This window comes from Escherichia sp. MOD1-EC6842 (genome assembly GCF_002965705.1).
GTDB lineage: Bacteria > Pseudomonadota > Gammaproteobacteria > Enterobacterales > Enterobacteriaceae > Escherichia > Escherichia ruysiae.
This window is the reverse complement of sequence record NZ_PTRF01000001.1, coordinates 457,936-476,047: the sequence shown is the minus strand read 5'-3', so window position 1 is coordinate 476,047 and position 18,112 is coordinate 457,936. Positions and strand designations below refer to the sequence as shown.

Here is an 18,112-nt window from a genome sequence, read left to right as displayed (position 1 = left end):
CCGGTACACGACTTTTCGCCAGATGCGAAAGAGACATAGAATAAAGTGCCGGAATCAGGAGTGCCAGCGATTAAAGCAAGATTTTTGCATCTTTTCAGGGTGCGAGACGATCGATTTTCCACGCCTCATTTTCACGCTGGTACAAAAAGCGGTCATGCAGACGATGCTCACCGCCCTGCCAGAACTCAACCTGCTCAAGACTTACGCGGAAACCGCCCCAGAAACTCGGTAAAGGGACATCGCCCTGCTGAAACTTCTGCTTCAGCTCAAGAAATTTGCTCTCAAGGATCCCTCGCGCAGAGATACGGCTGGACTGCTTAGATACCCACGCGCCAATCTGGCTATCGCGCGGACGACTATGAAAATATTTCATCACTTCGAGAGTCGAAAGACGCTCCGCTTTACCGGTCACCATTACCTGGCGCTCAAGAGTATGCCACGGGAAAAGCAGGCTAACGCGCGGGTTATTTTCGATTTGATGCGCTTTGCGACTGCCGAGATTGGTGTAAAACACCATCCCTTTTTCGTCGTAATGTTTGAGTAACACGATGCGCTGATAAGGCTGACCATGTTCATCAACGGTTGCGACGACCATCGCGGTGGGGTCAACCAGTTTGGCTTCACAGGCCTGGGAGAGCCAGCGTTCAAAAAGGGTTAAAGGATCGGCGGGAAGATCGCGGCGGCGTAAACCGCCTTTGGTGTATTCACGGCGCAGATGCGCGATTTGCTGCAATTCGTCGTTATCAGACATGGTTTTCTTTACGGATTGTCAGTGGGTGACGCTATTGTGCGCCGCCCCTGGAAAAATCTCAACGCTGCGGATTTTGTAACTGACAGTTATTCAAGACGATGCGGTCACGCTTATAGACCGTTGCCTCATCACCTTTTGACCAGAAAACATAAATGCCATCGGTATAACGTGCGCCAGAGGCTGAAATGCCCTGTTTAAGGTGAATTAATTGATTGTCGTAGACAAAACTGACTTCCTGACGCGGATTATTCAGTTTTACCGTCAACGGTTTTTCATCACACTGGTATTCCAGCGTATCAGTTTGCATACGTTCAACCAGTTGATTAAACGCGCCACAGCCAGTGAGAAGCACCGGCAAACAGATCAGTAACAGTTTTTTCATAAACACATCCCGAAGACTTTCCTGGTCCGGAGAGCAAAACGCTCTCCTCAACTTCCAAGTGTAACGGCAGACGCAGTAGGAAAAATTCAGTTAACTCTGATATCGCGGGTTTGCAGGGAAAATTGCGCCCAGCACCGTCGCCTCGCTTGCGCCGGTGACCGAAGGCAGGTTGCCGGGTAGCCCCGCCAGCGTCCGCCAGGCAAGCCACGCGAAGGCCAATGCTTCCATGTCATCACCACTAATGCCGACGGCGTCAGTGGTGGTCACTTCGGTTCCTGGCAGCAAGGCAGCAAGTCGCGTCATCACCAATGGATTACGGCTTCCGCCACCACAGACCATCAAACGATCGCAGCCGCCACTCAATAATACCTGTTCAGAAATGGTCACGGCAGTAAGTTCCGCCAGCGTCGCCTGGACATCGCGCGCATCAACACCCGGGAAATGGCGCACATGCCGTTCCAGCCAACCGTAGTTAAAGTATTCGCGTCCGGTGCTTTTCGGCGCGGATTGGGAAAAATACGCATCACTAAGCATATTCTGCAACAGTGGCAAAATAACTTTACCCGCCCGCGCCCACTCAGCGTCTTTATCGTAAGGTTTCCCGGCCTGACGCCAAATCCACGCATCCATCAACATGTTACCCGGCCCAGTATCGTACCCCCCCACCGGCTGCCCTGGAATCAACAACGACAAATTGGCGATACCACCAATGTTGAGAACCATTCGCCGCTCTGTCGGATGAGCCAGCAATGCGTGATGAAACGCTGGCACCAGCGGCGCACCCTGACCACCTAAGGCGATATCGCGACGGCGAAAATCACCAACGACAGTAATTCCAGTGCGCGCCACAATTTGATTGTTATCACCAATCTGTAGAGTATGCGGTGCAACGCCAGTAGGTTCGTGCCAGACAGTCTGTCCGTGACACCCGATGGCGACGATATCTTTTGGCTGCAAATTTTCTTGCTTGAGCAGTGCGTTAACGGCATCGGCAAACAAACGACCAAGTTGAGTATCCAGTTGACCGAACTGAGAAAGCGTAAGCTGCTGCCCCTGACAAATATCCAGTACTGCTTGTTTAAGTGATGGGGGAATCGGCCAGCTCAAACTTGCCAACTGCGCCACCCTGTGTTCATCGATAGTCGCCAGTACAACATCGACACCATCCAGGCTAGTACCTGACATTACGCCAATAAAGCGGCCTGATTTCATAGTTCATCCTTTTTCAACCTGTCGTTTGCGCTCCACTCAAACACAAACCTCTCACGAATTCCATGCATGAGCGCCGATTTTTACCATTACCAGGAAAACATTATATTCATATCAATAATTACTATGAATGTTTTGTTTATACTTGGTTAACCGTATTCTAATTATGATTCCATCATGTTTTAGTGGAACATGTAATCATAGTTATACCAATGCCATTTACTTTGGCCATGAGGGATGCTTGTGAGGCGTTTCATGGTAATCAGGAGATTTTTCAATGATTAAGCGCGTACTGGTTGTATCAATGGTAGGTCTGTCTCTTGTCGGTTGTGTTAATAACGATACCCTTTCTGGCGATGTCTATACCGCCTCTGAAGCGAAGCAAGTGCAGAATGTCAGCTATGGCACAATCGTTAATGTACGACAGGTACAAATTCAGGGCGGTGATGATTCCAACGTTATCGGCGCAATTGGCGGTGCGGTTCTCGGTGGCTTCCTTGGGAATACCGTTGGTGGCGGAACTGGGCGTTCTCTGGCAACTGCGGCAGGCGCTATCGCAGGTGGCGTAGCGGGTCAGGGCGTGCAGAGCGCAATGAACAAAACTCAGGGTGTGGAGTTGGAAATTCGTAAAGATGATGGCAACACCATTATGGTGGTACAGAAACAGGGCAATACCCACTTCTCTCCGGGACAACGTGTTATCCTGGCCAGCAACGGTAGCCAGGTGACTGTCTCTCCGCGCTAAATAAGTTGACGTGTGGTCAGGTCACTGACCACACGCCTTCTTCATTTCACCCTTTGGCCTGCAGCTCAGTAATATTATGCTCAAGTTTTGCAATGAGCTTAATCAACTGTTCTACTTCCTCTGCGGAAATTCCATGCAATATTTCCGCCCGGGTTTTGTTAATAACCGCTTCCATTTCGCTAATCAGCGGCTCCGCTTTTTCCGTCAGTTTAATACGTTTAGCCCGACGATCGCTGGCGCAAGTTTGACGCGAAATTAACCCTTTTTCTTCCAGTTGGTCCAGCGTACGAACCAGTGAAGGCTGCTCAATGCCGATCGCTTTTGCCAGTTGAATTTGCGACTGGTCTGGAGGTAACTGATGGATATTGTGCAACGTTACCCAATGGGTTTGCGTTAACTCCAGCGGTTTCAGGCGATGGTCTATCAGAGCACGCCATATGCGCACCAACCGTGCCAGATCAGAACCTAGTGGCGATTCCAATTTCATCTCCTTATAATTAGCTTGCTAAGATATTATACAGCTTTTAGAATAGTGTGCAGCAATTGTATTGCTAAAACAAATGTATTGCTGCATTTGCTTACCGTCAGACATGCTTTTCAGAAATTGCGCGTAACTTTTTCGCACTTAAAGAATATTTATTAATCTAACGCAATATATTCGGTCGTAAAGGAATCTATTTTGTGAAGTTTATGCTTAATGCAACGGGATTGCCCTTACAAGATCTGGTGTTCGGTGCGTCCGTCTATTTTCCTCCGTTTTTCAAAGCGTTCGCGCTTGGATTTGTCCTCTGGCTTGTTATACACCGCCTGCTTCGCGGCTGGATCTACGCCGGTGACATCTGGCATCCCTTGTTAATGGATTTATCGCTGTTTGCGATTTGCGTTTGCCTTGCTCTGGCAATACTGATTGCGTGGTAACTATGTCAATTAAAACAATTAAGTATTTCTCAACAATTATTGTAGCGGTTGTTGCGATTCTTGCCGGATGGTGGCTATGGAACTATTACATGCAGTCACCGTGGACACGCGACGGAAAAATACGCGCAGAACAGGTTTCTATCACGCCTCAGGTGTCTGGACGTATTGTTGCGATGAATATAAAAGACAACCAGTTGGTTAATGCTGGTGATATTTTACTCACCATCGATAAAACGCCCTTCCAGATAGCCGAACTGAACGCCCAGGCTCAGTTAACGAAAGCGCAATCTGACCTCGCCAAAGCCAATAACGAAGCTAATCGTCGCCGTCATCTCTCACATAATTTTATCTCTGCCGAAGAGCTGGATACCGTTAACCTCAATGTTAAAGCGATGCAGGCCAGTGTTGATGCCGCACAGGCGACGCTTAAACAGGCACAATGGCAACTGGCACAAACGGAAATTCGCGCTCCGGTGAGTGGATGGGTAACTAATCTCACTACCCGCATCGGCGACTACGCCGACACCGGAAAGCCCCTGTTTGCCCTGGTAGATAGCCATTCGTTTTACGTCATTGGTTATTTTGAAGAAACCAAATTGCGCCATATCCACGACGGTGCACCAGCGCAAATTACACTCTATAGCGATAACAAAACGTTACAGGGTCACGTTTCCAGTATCGGTCGGGCGATTTATGATCAGAGCATTGAAAGTGATTCCAGCCTGATTCCGGATGTGAAACCTAACGTCCCCTGGGTGCGTCTCGCCCAACGCGTTCCCGTCCGCTTTGCTCTGGATAATGTTCCCAGCGATGTCACGCTGGTATCCGGTACAACATGTAGCATCGCCGTAGGTCAATAATGAACGCATCGTTATGGTCCTTGCGCAATTTGCCCTGGTGCAGGGCCTCGCTGGCGCAATGGCGTTATGCGTTACGCAATACCATTGCCATGTGCCTGGCGCTGACGGTTGCCTATTATTTAAATCTCGATGAACCCTACTGGGCGATGACCTCGGCTGCGGTGGTAAGCTTTCCCACCGTTGGCGGTGTCATCAGCAAAAGTCTCGGACGCATCGCTGGTAGTTTGCTGGGAGCCATCGCGGCACTGATTCTTGCCGGGCATACGCTTAACGAGCCGTGGTTTTTTCTATTGAGCATGTCGGCGTGGCTTGGCTTTTGTACCTGGGCTTGCGCGCACTTCACGAATAACGTGGCGTATGCCTTCCAACTGGCGGGCTACACTGCGGCCATTATCGCCTTTCCGATGGTCAATATCACGGAAGCAAGCCAGTTATGGGATATCGCTCAGGCACGCGTTTGCGAAGTCATCGTCGGTATTCTCTGCGGTGGCATGATGATGATGATCCTGCCGAGTAGCTCCGACGCCACTGCGCTTTTAACCGCGTTGAAAAACATGCATGCCCGTTTACTGGAACATGCCAGCTTGCTCTGGCAGCCTGAAACAACCGATGCCATTCGCACAGCACATGAAGGAATCATTGGGCAAATATTAACCATGAATTTGCTGCGCATTCAGGCGTTCTGGAGTCACTATCGTTTCCGCCAGCAAAATGCACGCCTGAATGCGCTACTCCACCAGCAATTACGCATGACCAGCGTCATCTCCAGCCTGCGACGTATGTTGCTCAACTGGTCATCAACGCCCGCCGCCACACGTGAAATTCTCGAACAGTTGCTGACGGCGCTTGCCAGTTCGCAAACTGATTTTTACACCGTCGCACGTATCATTGCCCCACTGCGCCCAACCAACTTAGCCGACTATCGGCACGTCGCCTTCTGGCAGCGACTACGCTATTTTTGCCGCCTTTATCTGCAAAGCAGTCAGGAACTACATCGTCTGGAAAGCGGTACAGATGATCGTGCCAGACTCCCACGAACAGCCGGCCTGGCACGTCATACCGATAACGCCGAAGCTATGTGGAGTGGACTGCGCACATTTTGTACGTTGATGATAATTGGCGCATGGAGTATCGCTTCGCAATGGGATGCCGGTGCCAATGCATTAACACTGGCAGCAATTAGCTGCGTACTCTACTCCGCCGTCGCGGCACCGTTTAAGTCACTGTCGCTACTTATGCGCACGCTGGTATTACTTTCGCTATTTAGCTTTGTGGTTAAGTTTGGTCTGATGGTTCAGATTAGCGATCTGTGGCAATTTTTGCTGTTTCTCTTCCCGCTACTGGCGACGATGCAACTTCTCAAATTACAGATGCCAAAATTTGCCGCGTTGTGGGGACAACTGATCGTATTTATGGGTTCGTTCATCGCTGTCACTAATCCCCCGGTGTATGATTTTGCTGACTTTCTTAACGATAATCTGGCGAAAATTGTTGGCGTGGCGCTGGCGTGGTTAGCGTTCGCCATTCTGCGACCTGGATCTGATGCCCGTAAAAGTCGTCGTCATATTCGCGCACTGCGCCGGGATTTTGTCGACCAACTAAGCCGCCATCCAACCCTGAGTGAAAGCGAATTTGAATCGCTCACTTATCACCACGTTAGTCAGTTGAGCAACAGCCAGGATGCACTGGCTCGCCGTTGGTTATTACGCTGGGGCGTGGTGCTGCTGAACTGTTCACATGTTGTCTGGCAATTGCGGGACTGGGAATCGCGTTCCGATCCGTTATCGCGAGTGCGGGATAACTGTATTTTTCTGTTGCGGGAAGTAATGAATGAGCGTGGCGTTCAGCAAAAATCACTGGCGGCCACACTTGAAGAATTACAGCGGATATGCGACAGCCTTGCCCACCATCATCAACCCGCAGCCCGTGAGCTGGCGGCGATTGTCTGGCGTCTGTACTGCTCGCTTTCGCAACTTGAGCAAGCGCCGCCGCAAGGTACGCTGACCTCTTAATTACTTAATGACACCACAGGCATAGCGTTCACCGCCACCGCCCAGCAGTTTTGGTTGATCGGACATATTATCGCCGCCAACGTGGATCATCAGCGCCTTGTCTTTGATTTCATCAAGTGATTTCAGACGAGGCGCAATGACGGCATCGGTTGCTTTACCGTCATTGTTAACCACCAGTGCCGGCAGATCGCCTAAGTGTCCTGCACCTTCTGGCCCTTCATGCTTACCAGTATTTTGTGGATCAAGATGCCCGCCTGCGGATTCTGCGGCGCTGGCTTTGCCATCTTTCATTGCTGGCTGGCAGCTTCCTTTGGCATGAATATGGAAGCCATGCTCACCGGGTGGTAATGCTTTCAGATCGGGTGAAAACTCCAGACCTTTATCGGTTTCAGTAATTGTTACACTACCGATTGACTGCCCAACCCCTTGCGACGTGACGAGGTTCATCTCGACTTTTTCACTGGCAGCTTGTGCGCCGGTTGCAACAACCAGCGCCAGAATGGCCAGACTAAAACGTTTCATAGGACCTCCGTTCAATGTGCATACCCGTTAAGTGTAAACCAGTGACACATATTTGAACGGCGGCTATTCCTAAAAGTGTTTACGGTACGTCGTAACCCAGTGCCGCTTTACGGATACGGAACCATTGTTGGCGGGTCATTTTCAATGTTTCCGCTTCGACAGCAGCCCGCACGCGCTCAATTTTACCGGAGCCGATAATCGGCAGCGGCTGTGATGGCAGACGCAATATCCAGGCATAAACCACCTGCTCGATAGAGCCCGCGTTTAATTCTTCCGCCACCACAGCAAGTTCATCACGTAGCGGCCTGAAATAATCATCATTAAACAGACGACCACCGCCAAGACAAGACCAGGCCATCGGGCGAATACGCAGTTGTTGCAGTTGGTCGAGCGTGCCATCCAGCAGTAACGGCTGATGCACCGGGGATATTTCCACCTGATTAGTGGCAAGGGTAAACGGCAAGCGCGATTGCAACAGAGCAAATTGCGCAGGCGTGAAGTTGGAGACGCCAAAATGGCGTACTTTTCCGCTCTGATGCAGATGTTTAAACGCATCTGCCACTTCATCGGCATCCATTAGCGGGTCGGGGCGATGGATCAGCAGCAGATCCAGATGATCGGTCGCAAGATTAATCAGCGACTGTTCGGCGCTCTTAATGATGTGGTCGCGGTCAGTGATGTAATGACCAATGACGTTTTCTTCACGCGCGGTCGTCGCGATACCGCATTTACTGACGATTTCCATCCGTTCACGCAGGTGAGGCGCCAGTTTCAACGCCTCGCCAAACGCCGCTTCGCACTGATAGCCACCATAAATATCAGCGTGATCTACAGTAGTCACGCCGAGATCCAGATGCTCTTCAATAAAACTGACTAACTGGCGGGCGGACATATTCCAGTCCATCAATCGCCAGTAGCCCATCACAAAACGGGAAAACTCCGGGCCTTGCGGCGCAATAGTAATACGCTGAACCATAATCGCTTCCTCTTATCAGATATGAGAGGAGTATACGCAAGATTAGGCTCAAAAGAGTGATGGTTGCTCAGGTTCGTCTGATGGCGCTGGCTTATTCGCGCGTAATTTACGCATAAGTCGTTGCCGACAAAGGCGCAACACTTCTTGTTTTTCGCCATCGCTCATTTTATTCCAGTTAAAACGCTCATCCCGGCTACGATAACAGCCACGGCAAAATCCGCGTTCATCGGACTGGCAAATTCCCCGGCACGGGCTCTGGACGGGAAAGAACTCTAATTGCTCCGCCACTTCGCCCTCCTAAGATAAGATTATTACCACTATTGAAGCTGTTAATGCCCAAAGTAGCAACTTTACTTGCACTAGACCGACCGGTCTACTACACTCGAACACATGAACAAACACACCGAACATGATACTCGCGAACACCTCCTGGCTACGGGTGAGCAGCTTTGCCTGCAACGTGGATTCACCGGGATGGGATTAAGCGAGTTACTGAAAATCGCTGAAGTGCCGAAAGGGTCGTTCTATCACTACTTTCGCTCTAAAGAAGCGTTTGGCGTTGCCATGCTTGAGCGTCATTACGCGGCGTATCACCTGCGACTAGCGGAGTTGCTGCAATCCGGCGAAGGTAACTACCGCGACCGCATACTGGCTTATTACCAGCAGACACTTAACCAGTTTAGCCAGCATGGAACTATCAGCGGATGCCTGACAGTAAAGCTCTCTGCCGAAGTGTGCGATCTGTCAGAAGATATGCGCAGCGCGATGGATAAAGGCGCTCGTGGCGTGATCGCCCTGCTCTCTCAGGCACTGGAAAATGGCCGTGCCAGCCACTGTTTAACCTTTTGTGGTGAACCGCTACAACAAGCGCAAGTACTTTACGCGCTGTGGCTGGGCGCCAATCTGCAGGCCAAAATTTCGCGCAGTTCCGGGCCGCTGGAAAACGCGCTAACACATGTAAAAACCATTATTGCGACGCCTGCCGTTTAGCAGGCATTTTTTTCATCACCAGACGACCGGGAGCCTTTATGTCATCTGAAAAACTGTATTCCCCACTGCAAGTGGGCGCGATCACGGCGGCAAACCGTATTTTTATGGCCCCTCTGACACGTCTGCGCAGCATTGAGCCGGGTGACATCCCTACTCCGTTGATGGCGGAATACTATCGCCAACGTGCCAGTGCCGGCTTGATTATTAGCGAAGCCACTCAAGTTTCCGCTCAGGCAAAAGGGTATGCGGGCGCACCTGGTATTCATAGCCCGGAGCAAATCGCGGCATGGAAAAAAATCACCGCTGGTGTTCATGCTGAAAATGGTCATATCGCCGTACAGCTTTGGCATACGGGGCGCATTTCTCACGCCAGCCTGCAACCTGGCGGCCAGGCTCCGGTAGCACCTTCGGCACTTAGTGCGGGAACGCGTACTTCTCTGCGCGATGAAAATGGTCAGGCGATCCGCGTCGAGACATCTATGCCGCGTGCACTGGAGCTGAAAGAGATTCCGGGGATCGTCAATGATTTCCGTCAGGCCATTGCTAACGCGCGTGAAGCCGGTTTTGATCTGGTAGAGCTTCACTCCGCTCACGGTTATTTACTGCATCAGTTCCTGTCGCCTTCTTCAAACCATCGTACCGATCAGTACGGCGGTAGCGTGGAAAATCGCGCACGTCTGGTACTGGAAGTTGTTGATGCCGGGATTGAAGAATGGGGTGCCGATCGCATTGGCATTCGCGTTTCGCCAATCGGTACTTTCCAGAATACGGATAACGGCCCGAATGAAGAAGCCGATGCACTGTATCTGATTGAACAACTGGGCAAACGCGGCATTGCTTATCTGCATATGTCCGAACCTGACTGGGCAGGCGGCAAACCATATACCGAGGCTTTCCGCGAAAAAGTACGCGCCCGTTTCCACGGCCCGATTATCGGGGCTGGTGCATATACGGTAGAAAAAGCGGAAACGCTGATCGGCAAAGGGTTAATTGATGCGGTGGCATTTGGTCGCGACTGGATTGCGAATCCGGATCTGGTCGCTCGCCTGCAGCGCAAAGCCGAACTTAACCCACAGCGTGCCGAAAGTTTCTACGGCGGCGGCGCAGAAGGTTATACCGATTACCCTACGCTGTGATCTAACATTGCGAGCGGCGCAAAGCCGCCGCTATACTAAAACAACATTTTGAATCTGTTAGCCATTTTGAGGATATAAAGATGCGTCTTCTTCACACCATGCTGCGCGTTGGCGATCTGCAACGCTCCATCGATTTTTATACCAACGTGCTGGGCATGAAACTGCTGCGTACCAGCGAAAACCCGGAATATAAATACTCACTGGCGTTTGTTGGCTACGGCCCGGAAACCGAAGAAGCGGTGATTGAGCTGACCTATAACTGGGGCGTGGATAAATACGAACTCGGCACCGCTTATGGTCACATCGCCCTTAGCGTTGATAACGCCGCTGAAGCGTGCGAAAAAATCCGTCAGAACGGCGGTAACGTGACCCGTGAAGCCGGTCCGGTAAAAGGCGGTACTACGGTTATCGCATTTGTGGAAGATCCGGACGGTTATAAAATTGAATTGATCGAAGAGAAAGACGCCGGTCGCGGTCTGGGCAACTAATCTCCTGCCGGGCGTGCACTCATCACGCCCGCATCTTTACTGCATCGGCAAGTAATATTTGTCATAATGCGCGCTGCAATTTATCCGTATTAAGAGAATCAGATGTCCGATAACGCTCAACTTACCGGTCTGTGCGACCGTTTTCGTGGTTTTTATCCTGTTGTGATCGATGTTGAAACAGCCGGATTTAACGCCAAAACCGATGCGCTGCTTGAGATTGCCGCCATCACCCTGAAAATGGATGAACAAGGCTGGCTGATGCCGGACACCACATTACATTTCCACGTCGAGCCGTTTGTCGGCGCTAATTTGCAACCAGAAGCCCTCGCCTTCAACGGCATTGACCCGAACGATCCCGATCGTGGCGCGGTCAGTGAATACGAGGCACTGCATGAGATTTTCAAAGTTGTACGTAAAGGCATTAAAGCGAGCGGCTGTAACCGTGCCATTATGGTGGCGCACAACGCCAATTTCGACCACAGCTTTATGATGGCCGCCGCAGAACGCGCCTCACTGAAACGTAACCCGTTCCACCCTTTCGCCACTTTTGACACTGCTGCACTGGCCGGGCTGGCGCTCGGACAAACCGTATTATCAAAAGCCTGCCAGACCGCTGGCATGGAGTTTGACAGCACTCAGGCACACTCCGCGCTGTACGATACCGAACGCACCGCTGTGCTGTTTTGTGAAATCGTCAACCGCTGGAAACGTCTGGGAGGTTGGCCGCTGCCTGCCGCCGAAGAGGTGTAATCGAGTCGATGCCTGATGACATGCAATGAATCAGGCATCTATAGTGAGGCTATTCCACGCATCATGCATGATATTCACGGGGAATAGCGTTAATGGCAGATAATCCAAACCTTTCATCGTCGCTGCCGGACGTTTTTTCACCGGCGACCCGCGACTGGTTTCTTCGCGCCTTTAAACAGCCGACCGCTGTTCAGTCACAAACCTGGCATGTGGCGGCACACGGTGAACATGCGCTGGTGATTGCACCGACAGGTTCCGGAAAAACGCTGGCCGCTTTTCTCTACGCCCTCGATCAACTCTTCCGCGAAGGCGGAGAACATGCAAGCGAAGCGCATAAGCGTAAAACCTCGCGCATCCTCTATATTTCACCAATTAAAGCCTTAGGCACCGACGTTCAACGCAACTTACAGATCCCGTTACAGGGTATTGCGGATGAGCGGCGGCGGCGTGGCGAAATGGAAGTCAACATTCGTGTGGGTATCCGCACTGGCGATACTCCCGCACAAGAACGCAGCAAACTGACCCGTAATCCGCCGGATATTCTGATAACCACGCCCGAATCACTCTATCTGATGCTGACCTCCCGCGCACGCGAAACGCTACGCGGCGTCGAAACGGTAATTATTGATGAAGTCCACGCGGTAGCGGGCAGTAAACGTGGTGCGCATCTGGCGTTAAGTCTGGAGCGGCTCGATGCGCTGCTCCACACCTCAGCACAGCGAATTGGCCTTTCTGCCACTGTGCGCTCAGCCAGCGATGTGGCAGCATTTCTTGGTGGCGATCGCCCGGTTACGGTAGTCAACCCGCCCGCAATGCGCCATCCGCAGATACGAATTGTCGTGCCGGTCGCCAATATGGATGATGTCTCATCGGTCGCCAGCGGCACCGGCGAAGACAGCCATGCCGGCCGGGAAGGCTCCATCTGGCCATATATTGAAACGGGTATCCTTGATGAAGTGTTGCGCCATCGCTCGACCATTGTCTTTACTAATTCACGCGGGCTGGCGGAAAAACTGACGGCACGATTAAATGAGCTTTACGCCGCACGCTTACAGCGTTCCCCGTCTATCGCCGTTGATGCGGCCCATTTCGAGTCGACCTCCGGCGCAACCTCTAACCGTGTACAAAGTAGCGACGTTTTTATTGCCCGCTCACACCACGGCTCCGTCTCTAAAGAACAACGAGCAATCACCGAACAGGCGCTGAAATCGGGTGAATTACGCTGCGTGGTCGCAACCTCCAGTCTCGAACTGGGGATTGATATGGGCGCGGTGGATCTGGTGATTCAGGTGGCAACGCCGCTTTCTGTTGCCAGTGGGTTACAACGCATTGGACGTGCCGGACACCAGGTAGGAGGTATCTCCAAAGGGCTGTTTTTCCCCCGAACCCGGCGTGACTTAGTCGATTCCGCAGTCATTGTAGAGTGTATGTTCGCAGGCAGGCTGGAAAACCTGACACCACCGCATAATCCACTCGACGTTCTGGCGCAGCAAACTGTTGCCGCTGCGGCGATGGACGCATTACAGGTGGACGAATGGTACGCCCGCGTGCGCCGTGCCGCACCGTGGAAAGATCTACCGAGGCGCGTTTTTGACACCACGCTGGATATGCTTTCCGGGCGCTATCCTTCTGGTGATTTTTCCGCTTTTCGCCCAAAACTTATCTGGGATCGGGAAAGTGGAATATTAACTGCGCGTCCAGGCGCCCAACTGCTGGCGGTGACCAGCGGTGGCACCATTCCGGATCGTGGCATGTACAGCGTGTTATTACCGGAAGGTGAAGAACAGGCCGGATCTCGTCGGGTAGGAGAACTGGATGAAGAGATGGTGTATGAATCGCGGGTGAATGACATTATCACCCTCGGTGCTACCTCCTGGCGGATCCAGCAAATTACCCGCGATCAGGTGATTGTGACGCCTGCGCCCGGACGCTCCGCCAGACTTCCCTTCTGGCGCGGCGAAGGAAACGGACGTCCGTCTGAATTAGGCGAGATGATCGGCGATTTTCTCCATTTTCTGGCGGATGGCGCGTTCTTTTCCGGGAGTATTCCCCCGTGGCTGGCGGAAGAAAATACGCTCGCCAATATTAAGGGACTGATTGACGAGCAGCGCAAAGCAACGGGCATTGTTCCTGGCAGCCGTCATCTGGTTCTCGAACGGTGCCGTGATGAAATTGGCGACTGGCGTATTATTTTGCACTCTCCCTATGGGAGACGCGTGCATGAACCCTGGGCGCTGGCGATTGCAGGACGAATACATGCACTATGGGGCGCTGACGCCTCAGTAGTTGCCAGTGATGACGGCATTGTTGCGCGCATTCCTGACACCGATGGTAAATTGCCTGACGCCGCCATTTTCTTGTTTGAACCAGAAAAATTGCTGCAAATTGTCCGCGAAGCGGTAGGCAGCTCGGCTCTTTTCGCCGCTCGTTTCCGTGAATGTGCCGCGCGGGCATTGCTGATGCCCAGCCGCACGCCGGGGCATCGCACGCCACTGTGGCAACAACGACTACGAGCCAGCCAGTTGCTGGAAATCGCCCAGGGTTATCCTGATTTTCCGATCATTCTCGAAACCCTACGTGAATGCCTGCAAGATGTTTATGATCTTCCCGCGCTGGAACGTTTGATGCGTCGCCTGAACGGTGGCGAAATACAAATATCCGATGTAACGACTACTACGCCCTCGCCTTTCGCCGCCAGTTTATTGTTCGGCTATGTCGCGGAATTTATGTACCAGAGCGACGCCCCGCTGGCAGAGCGCCGGGCATCCGTACTGTCGCTGGACAGCGAGTTACTGCGCAATCTACTCGGTCAGGTCGATCCGGGTGAATTACTCGACCCGCAGGTCATACGCCAGGTGGAAGAAGAGTTACAGCGGCTAGCGGCTGGCAGAGAAGCGAAAGGTGAAGAAGGTTTGTTTGACCTGCTACGCGAACTGGGGCCAATGACCGTTGAGGATCTGGTACAACGGCATACAGGCAGCAGTGAAGAGATTGAGACGTATGTGGAAAACCTTCTCGCGGCAAAACGAATCTTCCCGGCGATGATTGCAGGTCAGAAGCACCTGGCCTGCATGGATGACGCAGCCAGGCTACGAGACGCCCTCGGTGTACCATTGCCGCACTCACTACCCGAAATCTACCTGCACCGCGTAAATTACCCGCTTCGCGATCTCTTTCTGCGCTATCTCCGGACTCATGCTCTGGTCACGGCGGAACAACTTGCCCGTGATTTTGGCCTCGGTATTGCCATTGTCGAAGAGCAACTTCAGCAACTGCGCGAACGGGGGCTGGTGATGAATCTGCAACAAGACGTCTGGGTGAGCGACGAAGTTTTCCGTCGTCTGCGCTTACGCTCGCTGCAGGCTGCCAGAGAAGCGACGCGTCCAGTTCCGTCTACAGTCTATGCGCGATTGCTGCTGGAACGTCAGGGCGTGTTGCCCGCTACCGATGGCAGCCCGGCGCTTTTTGCCGCAACGTCTACAGGCGTTTATGAGGGGGTGGATGGTGTCATGCGGGTGATCGAACAACTTGCCGGTGTTGGTTTACCCGCCTCGCTCTGGGAAAGCCAGATCCTGCCAGCCCGCGTGCGCGACTATTCGCCAGAAATGCTCGATGAACTGCTGGCAACCGGCGCAGTTATCTGGTCGGGGCAAAAAAAACTGGGCGATGATGACGGTCTGGTGGCTCTGCATTTGCAGGAATATGCCGCAGAATCGTTAACACCAGTAGAAAATGATCACGCAAAACGTTCAGCGATTCAGCAAGCGATTATCGCGGTTCTGGCTGACGGCAGCGCCTGGTTTGCGCAACAAATCGCTCAACGGGTAGGCGAGAAAATCGGTCAACCGGTAGATGCTTCGCCCCTGCAAGAAGCGTTATGGGAGCTGGTCTGGCAAGGCGTCATTTCCTGCGATATTTGGGCACCGTTACGCGCCCTCACCCGCAGCAGTACCAGCGCGCGTCCCTCAACTCGCCGCAGTCACCGGACCCGGCGTGGACGTCCTGCCTATACGTCGTCCATCTCGCCACTGGTATCTTACAACACGCCGAAGCTGGCTGGACGCTGGTCGTTATTACAGGTGGAGCCACTGAACGATACTGAAAGGATGCTGGCGCTGGCGGAAAATATGCTCGACCGCTACGGCATCGTCAGTCGTCAGGCGGTGATAGCCGAGAATATCCCTGGCGGATTTCCATCAATGCAAACACTTTGTCGAAGCATGGAAGACTCCGGGCGAATTATGCGTGGTCGTTTTGTTGAAGGTCTTGGCGGCGCGCAATTTGCTGATCGCCTGACTATTGACCGATTGCGCGATCTGGCGACACAAGCCACGCAGACGCGGCACTATACGCCAGTGGCGCTCTCTGCCAACGATCCGGCTAATGTGTGGGGAACTCTCCTGCCCTGGCCTGCACATCCGGCAACGCTGGTTCCAACGCGTCGGGCGGGTGCGCTGGTGGTCGTTTCTGGCGGCAAATTGTTACTCTATCTGGCGCAAGGTGGCAAAAAAATGCTGGTCTGGCAGGAAAAAGAGGAATTACTCGCCCCAGAGGTTTTCCAGGCGCTGACTACCGCACTGCGTCGCGAACCACGGCTGCGCTTTACGCTGACAGAAGTGAATGATCAACCCGTCCGGCAAACGCCGATGTTTACGCTGCTGCGTGAAGCGGGATTTTCAAGTTCGCCACAAGGGCTGGATTGGGGATAGATAAAGCACTGACGGATGCTTGTTTGCATCCGTCAGTATTGCAGGACGGATTACTCCGCGTCCGGCTCTTCAGACTTGTATTTAGCGGCAGTTTCTTTGATCAGCTGTTGCAGTTCGCCGCGCTGATACATTTCGATCACGATATCACAGCCGCCTACCAGTTCGCCGTCAACCCACAGTTGCGGGAAAGTCGGCCAGTTAGCGTATTTCGGCAGTTCCGCACGAATGTCCGGATTTTGCAGGATATCAACATAGGCAAAACGTTCGCCACATGCGGCAAGCGCCTGGACTGCCTGGGCAGAGAAACCGCAGCTCGGCAGTTTCGGTGAACCTTTCATGTACAGCAGGATCGGGTTTTCAGCAATCTGGCGTTGGATTTTTTCGATAGTGGTGCTCATTGTCTTGCTTCCTCAAACTTCTTTACGGCAGTAATCTGACATTGTAGCGGGTCAGTGCGGCAACGGAAAATAACATTTTCATCACGCTTTTGCTATTTTATCCCTTTGCTCTATATGTTGCATTTCAAATATTCTTTTCTTCTCTGGCACGCAGCAACGTGGTGTTTTTATAACCATTTTTAGCTTTGCCTGCTGCATTTTTTTGCGCTCGCCGACGAAACGTATTTTTTAACAATAAAAGCTATTAACTTTCTCTTCTTCTATGCATTAGAATCATCAAGTTTTGTAAATCAGACGCAGGCATGATAGACCTGCCTTAACAGAGGGACGCTCAGTGGCGCGGATAAACCGTATTTCGATCACGCTCTGTGCTTTACTTTTTACCACCCTGCCTTTAACGCCTATGGCACATGCTTCAAAGCAAGCCAGGGAGAGTTCTGCTACCACTCACATCACCAAAAAAGCAGATAAAAAGAAAAGCACGGCAACCACCAAAAAGACCAATAAAGCCAGCCAGAAAACAGCGAAAAAAGCCGCCAGTAAAAGTACTACTAAAAATAAAACTGCTTCTTCCGTTAAAAAATCCTCCATTACAGCTTCTAAAAACGCCAAAACTCGCAGCAAACAAGCCGTCAATAAAACGGCGTCAGTCAGCTTTACGGAAAAATGCACCAAACGTAAAGGCTATAAGTCACGTTGTGTGAAAGTCAAGAATGCCACACAGGGAACCATCGCCGACGCGCATAAAGCCAAAGTACAGAAAGCCACAAAAGTGGCTATGAATAAGCTGATGCAGCAAATTGGCAAACCATATCGCTGGGGCGGCAGCTCACCGCGTACCGGTTTTGATTGCAGCGGACTGGTTTATTACGCGTATAAAGATCTGGTGAAGATCCGTATTCCACGCACGGCTAACGAAATGTATCACCTGCGTGACGCCGCGCCGATCGATCGCAGCGAACTGAAAAACGGCGACCTTGTCTTCTTCCGCACTCAGGGGCGCGGAACCGCCGATCACGTTGGCGTGTATGTCGGCAACGGCAAATTTATTCAGTCACCACGCAGTGGTCAGGAAATTAAAATCACTTCGTTAAGTGAAGATTACTGGCAACGCCACTATGTTGGCGCTCGTCGGGTGATGACCCCAAAAACACTTCGCTAAAACTTTACCCTGTTGTTACGGCAACAGGGTAAGTTCATCTTTTGTATCACCTTTTAATTTGCTACCCTATCCATACGCACAATAAGGCTATTGTACGTATGCCA

Annotated in this window: 18 protein-coding genes; 10 read left to right on the top strand and 8 right to left on the bottom strand. The window is 52.0% G+C overall.

Features of this window, described 5'->3' with window-relative positions:
- Positions 1–94 precede the first annotated feature (94 nt).
- The 3 genes from pdxH to anmK form a co-directional block, all read right to left on the bottom strand.
- A complete protein-coding gene (gene pdxH / locus A7Z29_RS02535; protein WP_001282324.1) occupies positions 95–751 on the bottom strand; it encodes a pyridoxamine 5'-phosphate oxidase in 657 nt (218 codons plus the stop codon).
- 58 nt (positions 752–809) lie between these two features.
- A complete protein-coding gene (mliC, locus tag A7Z29_RS02530) occupies positions 810–1,133 on the bottom strand; it encodes a C-type lysozyme inhibitor (protein ID WP_000734947.1) in 324 nt (107 codons plus the stop codon).
- Positions 1,134–1,223: 90 nt separating this feature from the next.
- Positions 1,224–2,345 (bottom strand): anhydro-N-acetylmuramic acid kinase, encoded by a 1,122-nt coding sequence (anmK, locus tag A7Z29_RS02525; RefSeq protein WP_105289739.1) that lies wholly within the window; start codon positions 2,343–2,345, stop codon positions 1,224–1,226.
- 274 nt (positions 2,346–2,619) lie between these two features.
- On the opposite strand from anmK, the gene slyB reads away from it, so the two are divergent.
- The gene (gene slyB / locus A7Z29_RS02520) at positions 2,620–3,087 is read left to right on the top strand and encodes an outer membrane lipoprotein SlyB (protein WP_000597203.1); all 468 of its coding nucleotides are present in this window, start codon (positions 2,620–2,622) and stop codon (positions 3,085–3,087) included.
- Between the two features lie 46 nt (positions 3,088–3,133).
- On the opposite strand, the gene slyA is transcribed toward slyB, so the two are convergent.
- A complete protein-coding gene (slyA, locus tag A7Z29_RS02515; protein ID WP_016158207.1) occupies positions 3,134–3,568 on the bottom strand; it encodes a transcriptional regulator SlyA in 435 nt (144 codons plus the stop codon).
- 200 nt (positions 3,569–3,768) lie between these two features.
- Here slyA and A7Z29_RS02510 point away from each other — a divergent pair, with 200 nt between their 5' ends.
- From A7Z29_RS02510 to A7Z29_RS02500, 3 genes are read left to right on the top strand one after another with little or no spacing between them, the layout of a single operon-like run.
- A complete protein-coding gene (locus A7Z29_RS02510) occupies positions 3,769–4,005 on the top strand; it encodes a DUF1656 domain-containing protein (protein ID WP_000671001.1) in 237 nt (78 codons plus the stop codon).
- A 2-nt stretch (positions 4,006–4,007) separates the two neighbouring features.
- The gene (locus A7Z29_RS02505; RefSeq protein ID WP_032225250.1) at positions 4,008–4,865 is read left to right on the top strand and encodes an efflux RND transporter periplasmic adaptor subunit; all 858 of its coding nucleotides are present in this window, start codon (positions 4,008–4,010) and stop codon (positions 4,863–4,865) included.
- Entirely contained in the window at positions 4,865–6,877 is a 2,013-nt protein-coding gene (locus tag A7Z29_RS02500; protein ID WP_105289738.1) for an FUSC family protein, read from the top strand. The genes A7Z29_RS02505 and A7Z29_RS02500 overlap by 1 nt, the downstream gene beginning before the upstream one ends.
- Here A7Z29_RS02500 and sodC read toward each other — a convergent pair whose 3' ends face one another.
- The 3 genes from sodC to A7Z29_RS02485 all read right to left on the bottom strand — a co-directional run bounded on the left by sodC (position 6,878) and on the right by A7Z29_RS02485 (position 8,663).
- Complete coding sequence (gene sodC, locus A7Z29_RS02495; RefSeq protein WP_000819796.1) at positions 6,878–7,399, bottom strand: superoxide dismutase [Cu-Zn] SodC; 522 nt, start codon at positions 7,397–7,399, stop codon at positions 6,878–6,880.
- A 79-nt stretch (positions 7,400–7,478) separates the two neighbouring features.
- The gene (locus A7Z29_RS02490) at positions 7,479–8,375 is read right to left on the bottom strand and encodes an aldo/keto reductase (RefSeq protein WP_000250650.1); all 897 of its coding nucleotides are present in this window, start codon (positions 8,373–8,375) and stop codon (positions 7,479–7,481) included.
- 48 nt (positions 8,376–8,423) lie between these two features.
- Positions 8,424–8,663 (bottom strand): DUF1289 domain-containing protein, encoded by a 240-nt coding sequence (locus A7Z29_RS02485; RefSeq protein WP_032225257.1) that lies wholly within the window; start codon positions 8,661–8,663, stop codon positions 8,424–8,426.
- 102 nt (positions 8,664–8,765) lie between these two features.
- Here A7Z29_RS02485 and nemR point away from each other — a divergent pair, with 102 nt between their 5' ends.
- From nemR to A7Z29_RS02460, 5 genes are all read left to right on the top strand, one after another.
- Entirely contained in the window at positions 8,766–9,365 is a 600-nt protein-coding gene (nemR, locus tag A7Z29_RS02480; protein ID WP_032225259.1) for a DNA-binding transcriptional regulator NemR, read from the top strand.
- Positions 9,366–9,403: 38 nt separating this feature from the next.
- Positions 9,404–10,501, top strand: coding sequence for an N-ethylmaleimide reductase (gene nemA / locus A7Z29_RS02475; RefSeq protein WP_000093630.1), 1,098 nt, complete (start codon positions 9,404–9,406; stop codon positions 10,499–10,501).
- Between the two features lie 80 nt (positions 10,502–10,581).
- On the top strand, positions 10,582–10,989 hold the full coding sequence (gene gloA, locus A7Z29_RS02470) for a lactoylglutathione lyase (RefSeq protein ID WP_001237802.1): 408 nt from the start codon (positions 10,582–10,584) through the stop codon (positions 10,987–10,989).
- 102 nt (positions 10,990–11,091) lie between these two features.
- Complete coding sequence (rnt, locus tag A7Z29_RS02465; protein WP_001282285.1) at positions 11,092–11,739, top strand: ribonuclease T; 648 nt, start codon at positions 11,092–11,094, stop codon at positions 11,737–11,739.
- Positions 11,740–11,831: 92 nt separating this feature from the next.
- Complete coding sequence (locus A7Z29_RS02460) at positions 11,832–16,448, top strand: ATP-dependent helicase (protein WP_105289737.1); 4,617 nt, start codon at positions 11,832–11,834, stop codon at positions 16,446–16,448.
- Positions 16,449–16,498: 50 nt separating this feature from the next.
- Here the strand turns inward: A7Z29_RS02460 and grxD are convergent, their stop codons facing one another.
- Positions 16,499–16,846 (bottom strand): monothiol glutaredoxin 4, encoded by a 348-nt coding sequence (gene grxD / locus A7Z29_RS02455; protein ID WP_000108172.1) that lies wholly within the window; start codon positions 16,844–16,846, stop codon positions 16,499–16,501.
- 334 nt (positions 16,847–17,180) lie between these two features.
- On the opposite strand from grxD, the gene mepH reads away from it, so the two are divergent.
- Complete coding sequence (gene mepH, locus A7Z29_RS02450) at positions 17,181–18,008, top strand: peptidoglycan DD-endopeptidase MepH (protein ID WP_000101173.1); 828 nt, start codon at positions 17,181–17,183, stop codon at positions 18,006–18,008.
- Positions 18,009–18,112: the final 104 nt, after the last annotated feature.

What these genes read in the sequence shown, in the direction of transcription:
- pdxH (WP_001282324.1), bottom strand. Translation starts at nt 751, where the DNA reads ATGTCTGATAACGACGAATTGCAGCAAATCGCGCATCTGCGCCGTGAA.
- mliC (WP_000734947.1), bottom strand. Translation starts at nt 1,133, where the DNA reads ATGAAAAAACTGTTACTGATCTGTTTGCCGGTGCTTCTCACTGGCTGT.
- anmK (WP_105289739.1), bottom strand. Translation starts at nt 2,345, where the DNA reads ATGAAATCAGGCCGCTTTATTGGCGTAATGTCAGGTACTAGCCTGGAT.
- slyB (WP_000597203.1), top strand. Translation starts at nt 2,620, where the DNA reads ATGATTAAGCGCGTACTGGTTGTATCAATGGTAGGTCTGTCTCTTGTC.
- A7Z29_RS02505 (WP_032225250.1), top strand. Translation starts at nt 4,008, where the DNA reads ATGTCAATTAAAACAATTAAGTATTTCTCAACAATTATTGTAGCGGTT.
- A7Z29_RS02500 (WP_105289738.1), top strand. Translation starts at nt 4,865, where the DNA reads ATGAACGCATCGTTATGGTCCTTGCGCAATTTGCCCTGGTGCAGGGCC.
- sodC (WP_000819796.1), bottom strand. Translation starts at nt 7,399, where the DNA reads ATGAAACGTTTTAGTCTGGCCATTCTGGCGCTGGTTGTTGCAACCGGC.
- A7Z29_RS02490 (WP_000250650.1), bottom strand. Translation starts at nt 8,375, where the DNA reads ATGGTTCAGCGTATTACTATTGCGCCGCAAGGCCCGGAGTTTTCCCGT.
- nemR (WP_032225259.1), top strand. Translation starts at nt 8,766, where the DNA reads ATGAACAAACACACCGAACATGATACTCGCGAACACCTCCTGGCTACG.
- nemA (WP_000093630.1), top strand. Translation starts at nt 9,404, where the DNA reads ATGTCATCTGAAAAACTGTATTCCCCACTGCAAGTGGGCGCGATCACG.
- gloA (WP_001237802.1), top strand. Translation starts at nt 10,582, where the DNA reads ATGCGTCTTCTTCACACCATGCTGCGCGTTGGCGATCTGCAACGCTCC.
- rnt (WP_001282285.1), top strand. Translation starts at nt 11,092, where the DNA reads ATGTCCGATAACGCTCAACTTACCGGTCTGTGCGACCGTTTTCGTGGT.
- A7Z29_RS02460 (WP_105289737.1), top strand. Translation starts at nt 11,832, where the DNA reads ATGGCAGATAATCCAAACCTTTCATCGTCGCTGCCGGACGTTTTTTCA.
- grxD (WP_000108172.1), bottom strand. Translation starts at nt 16,846, where the DNA reads ATGAGCACCACTATCGAAAAAATCCAACGCCAGATTGCTGAAAACCCG.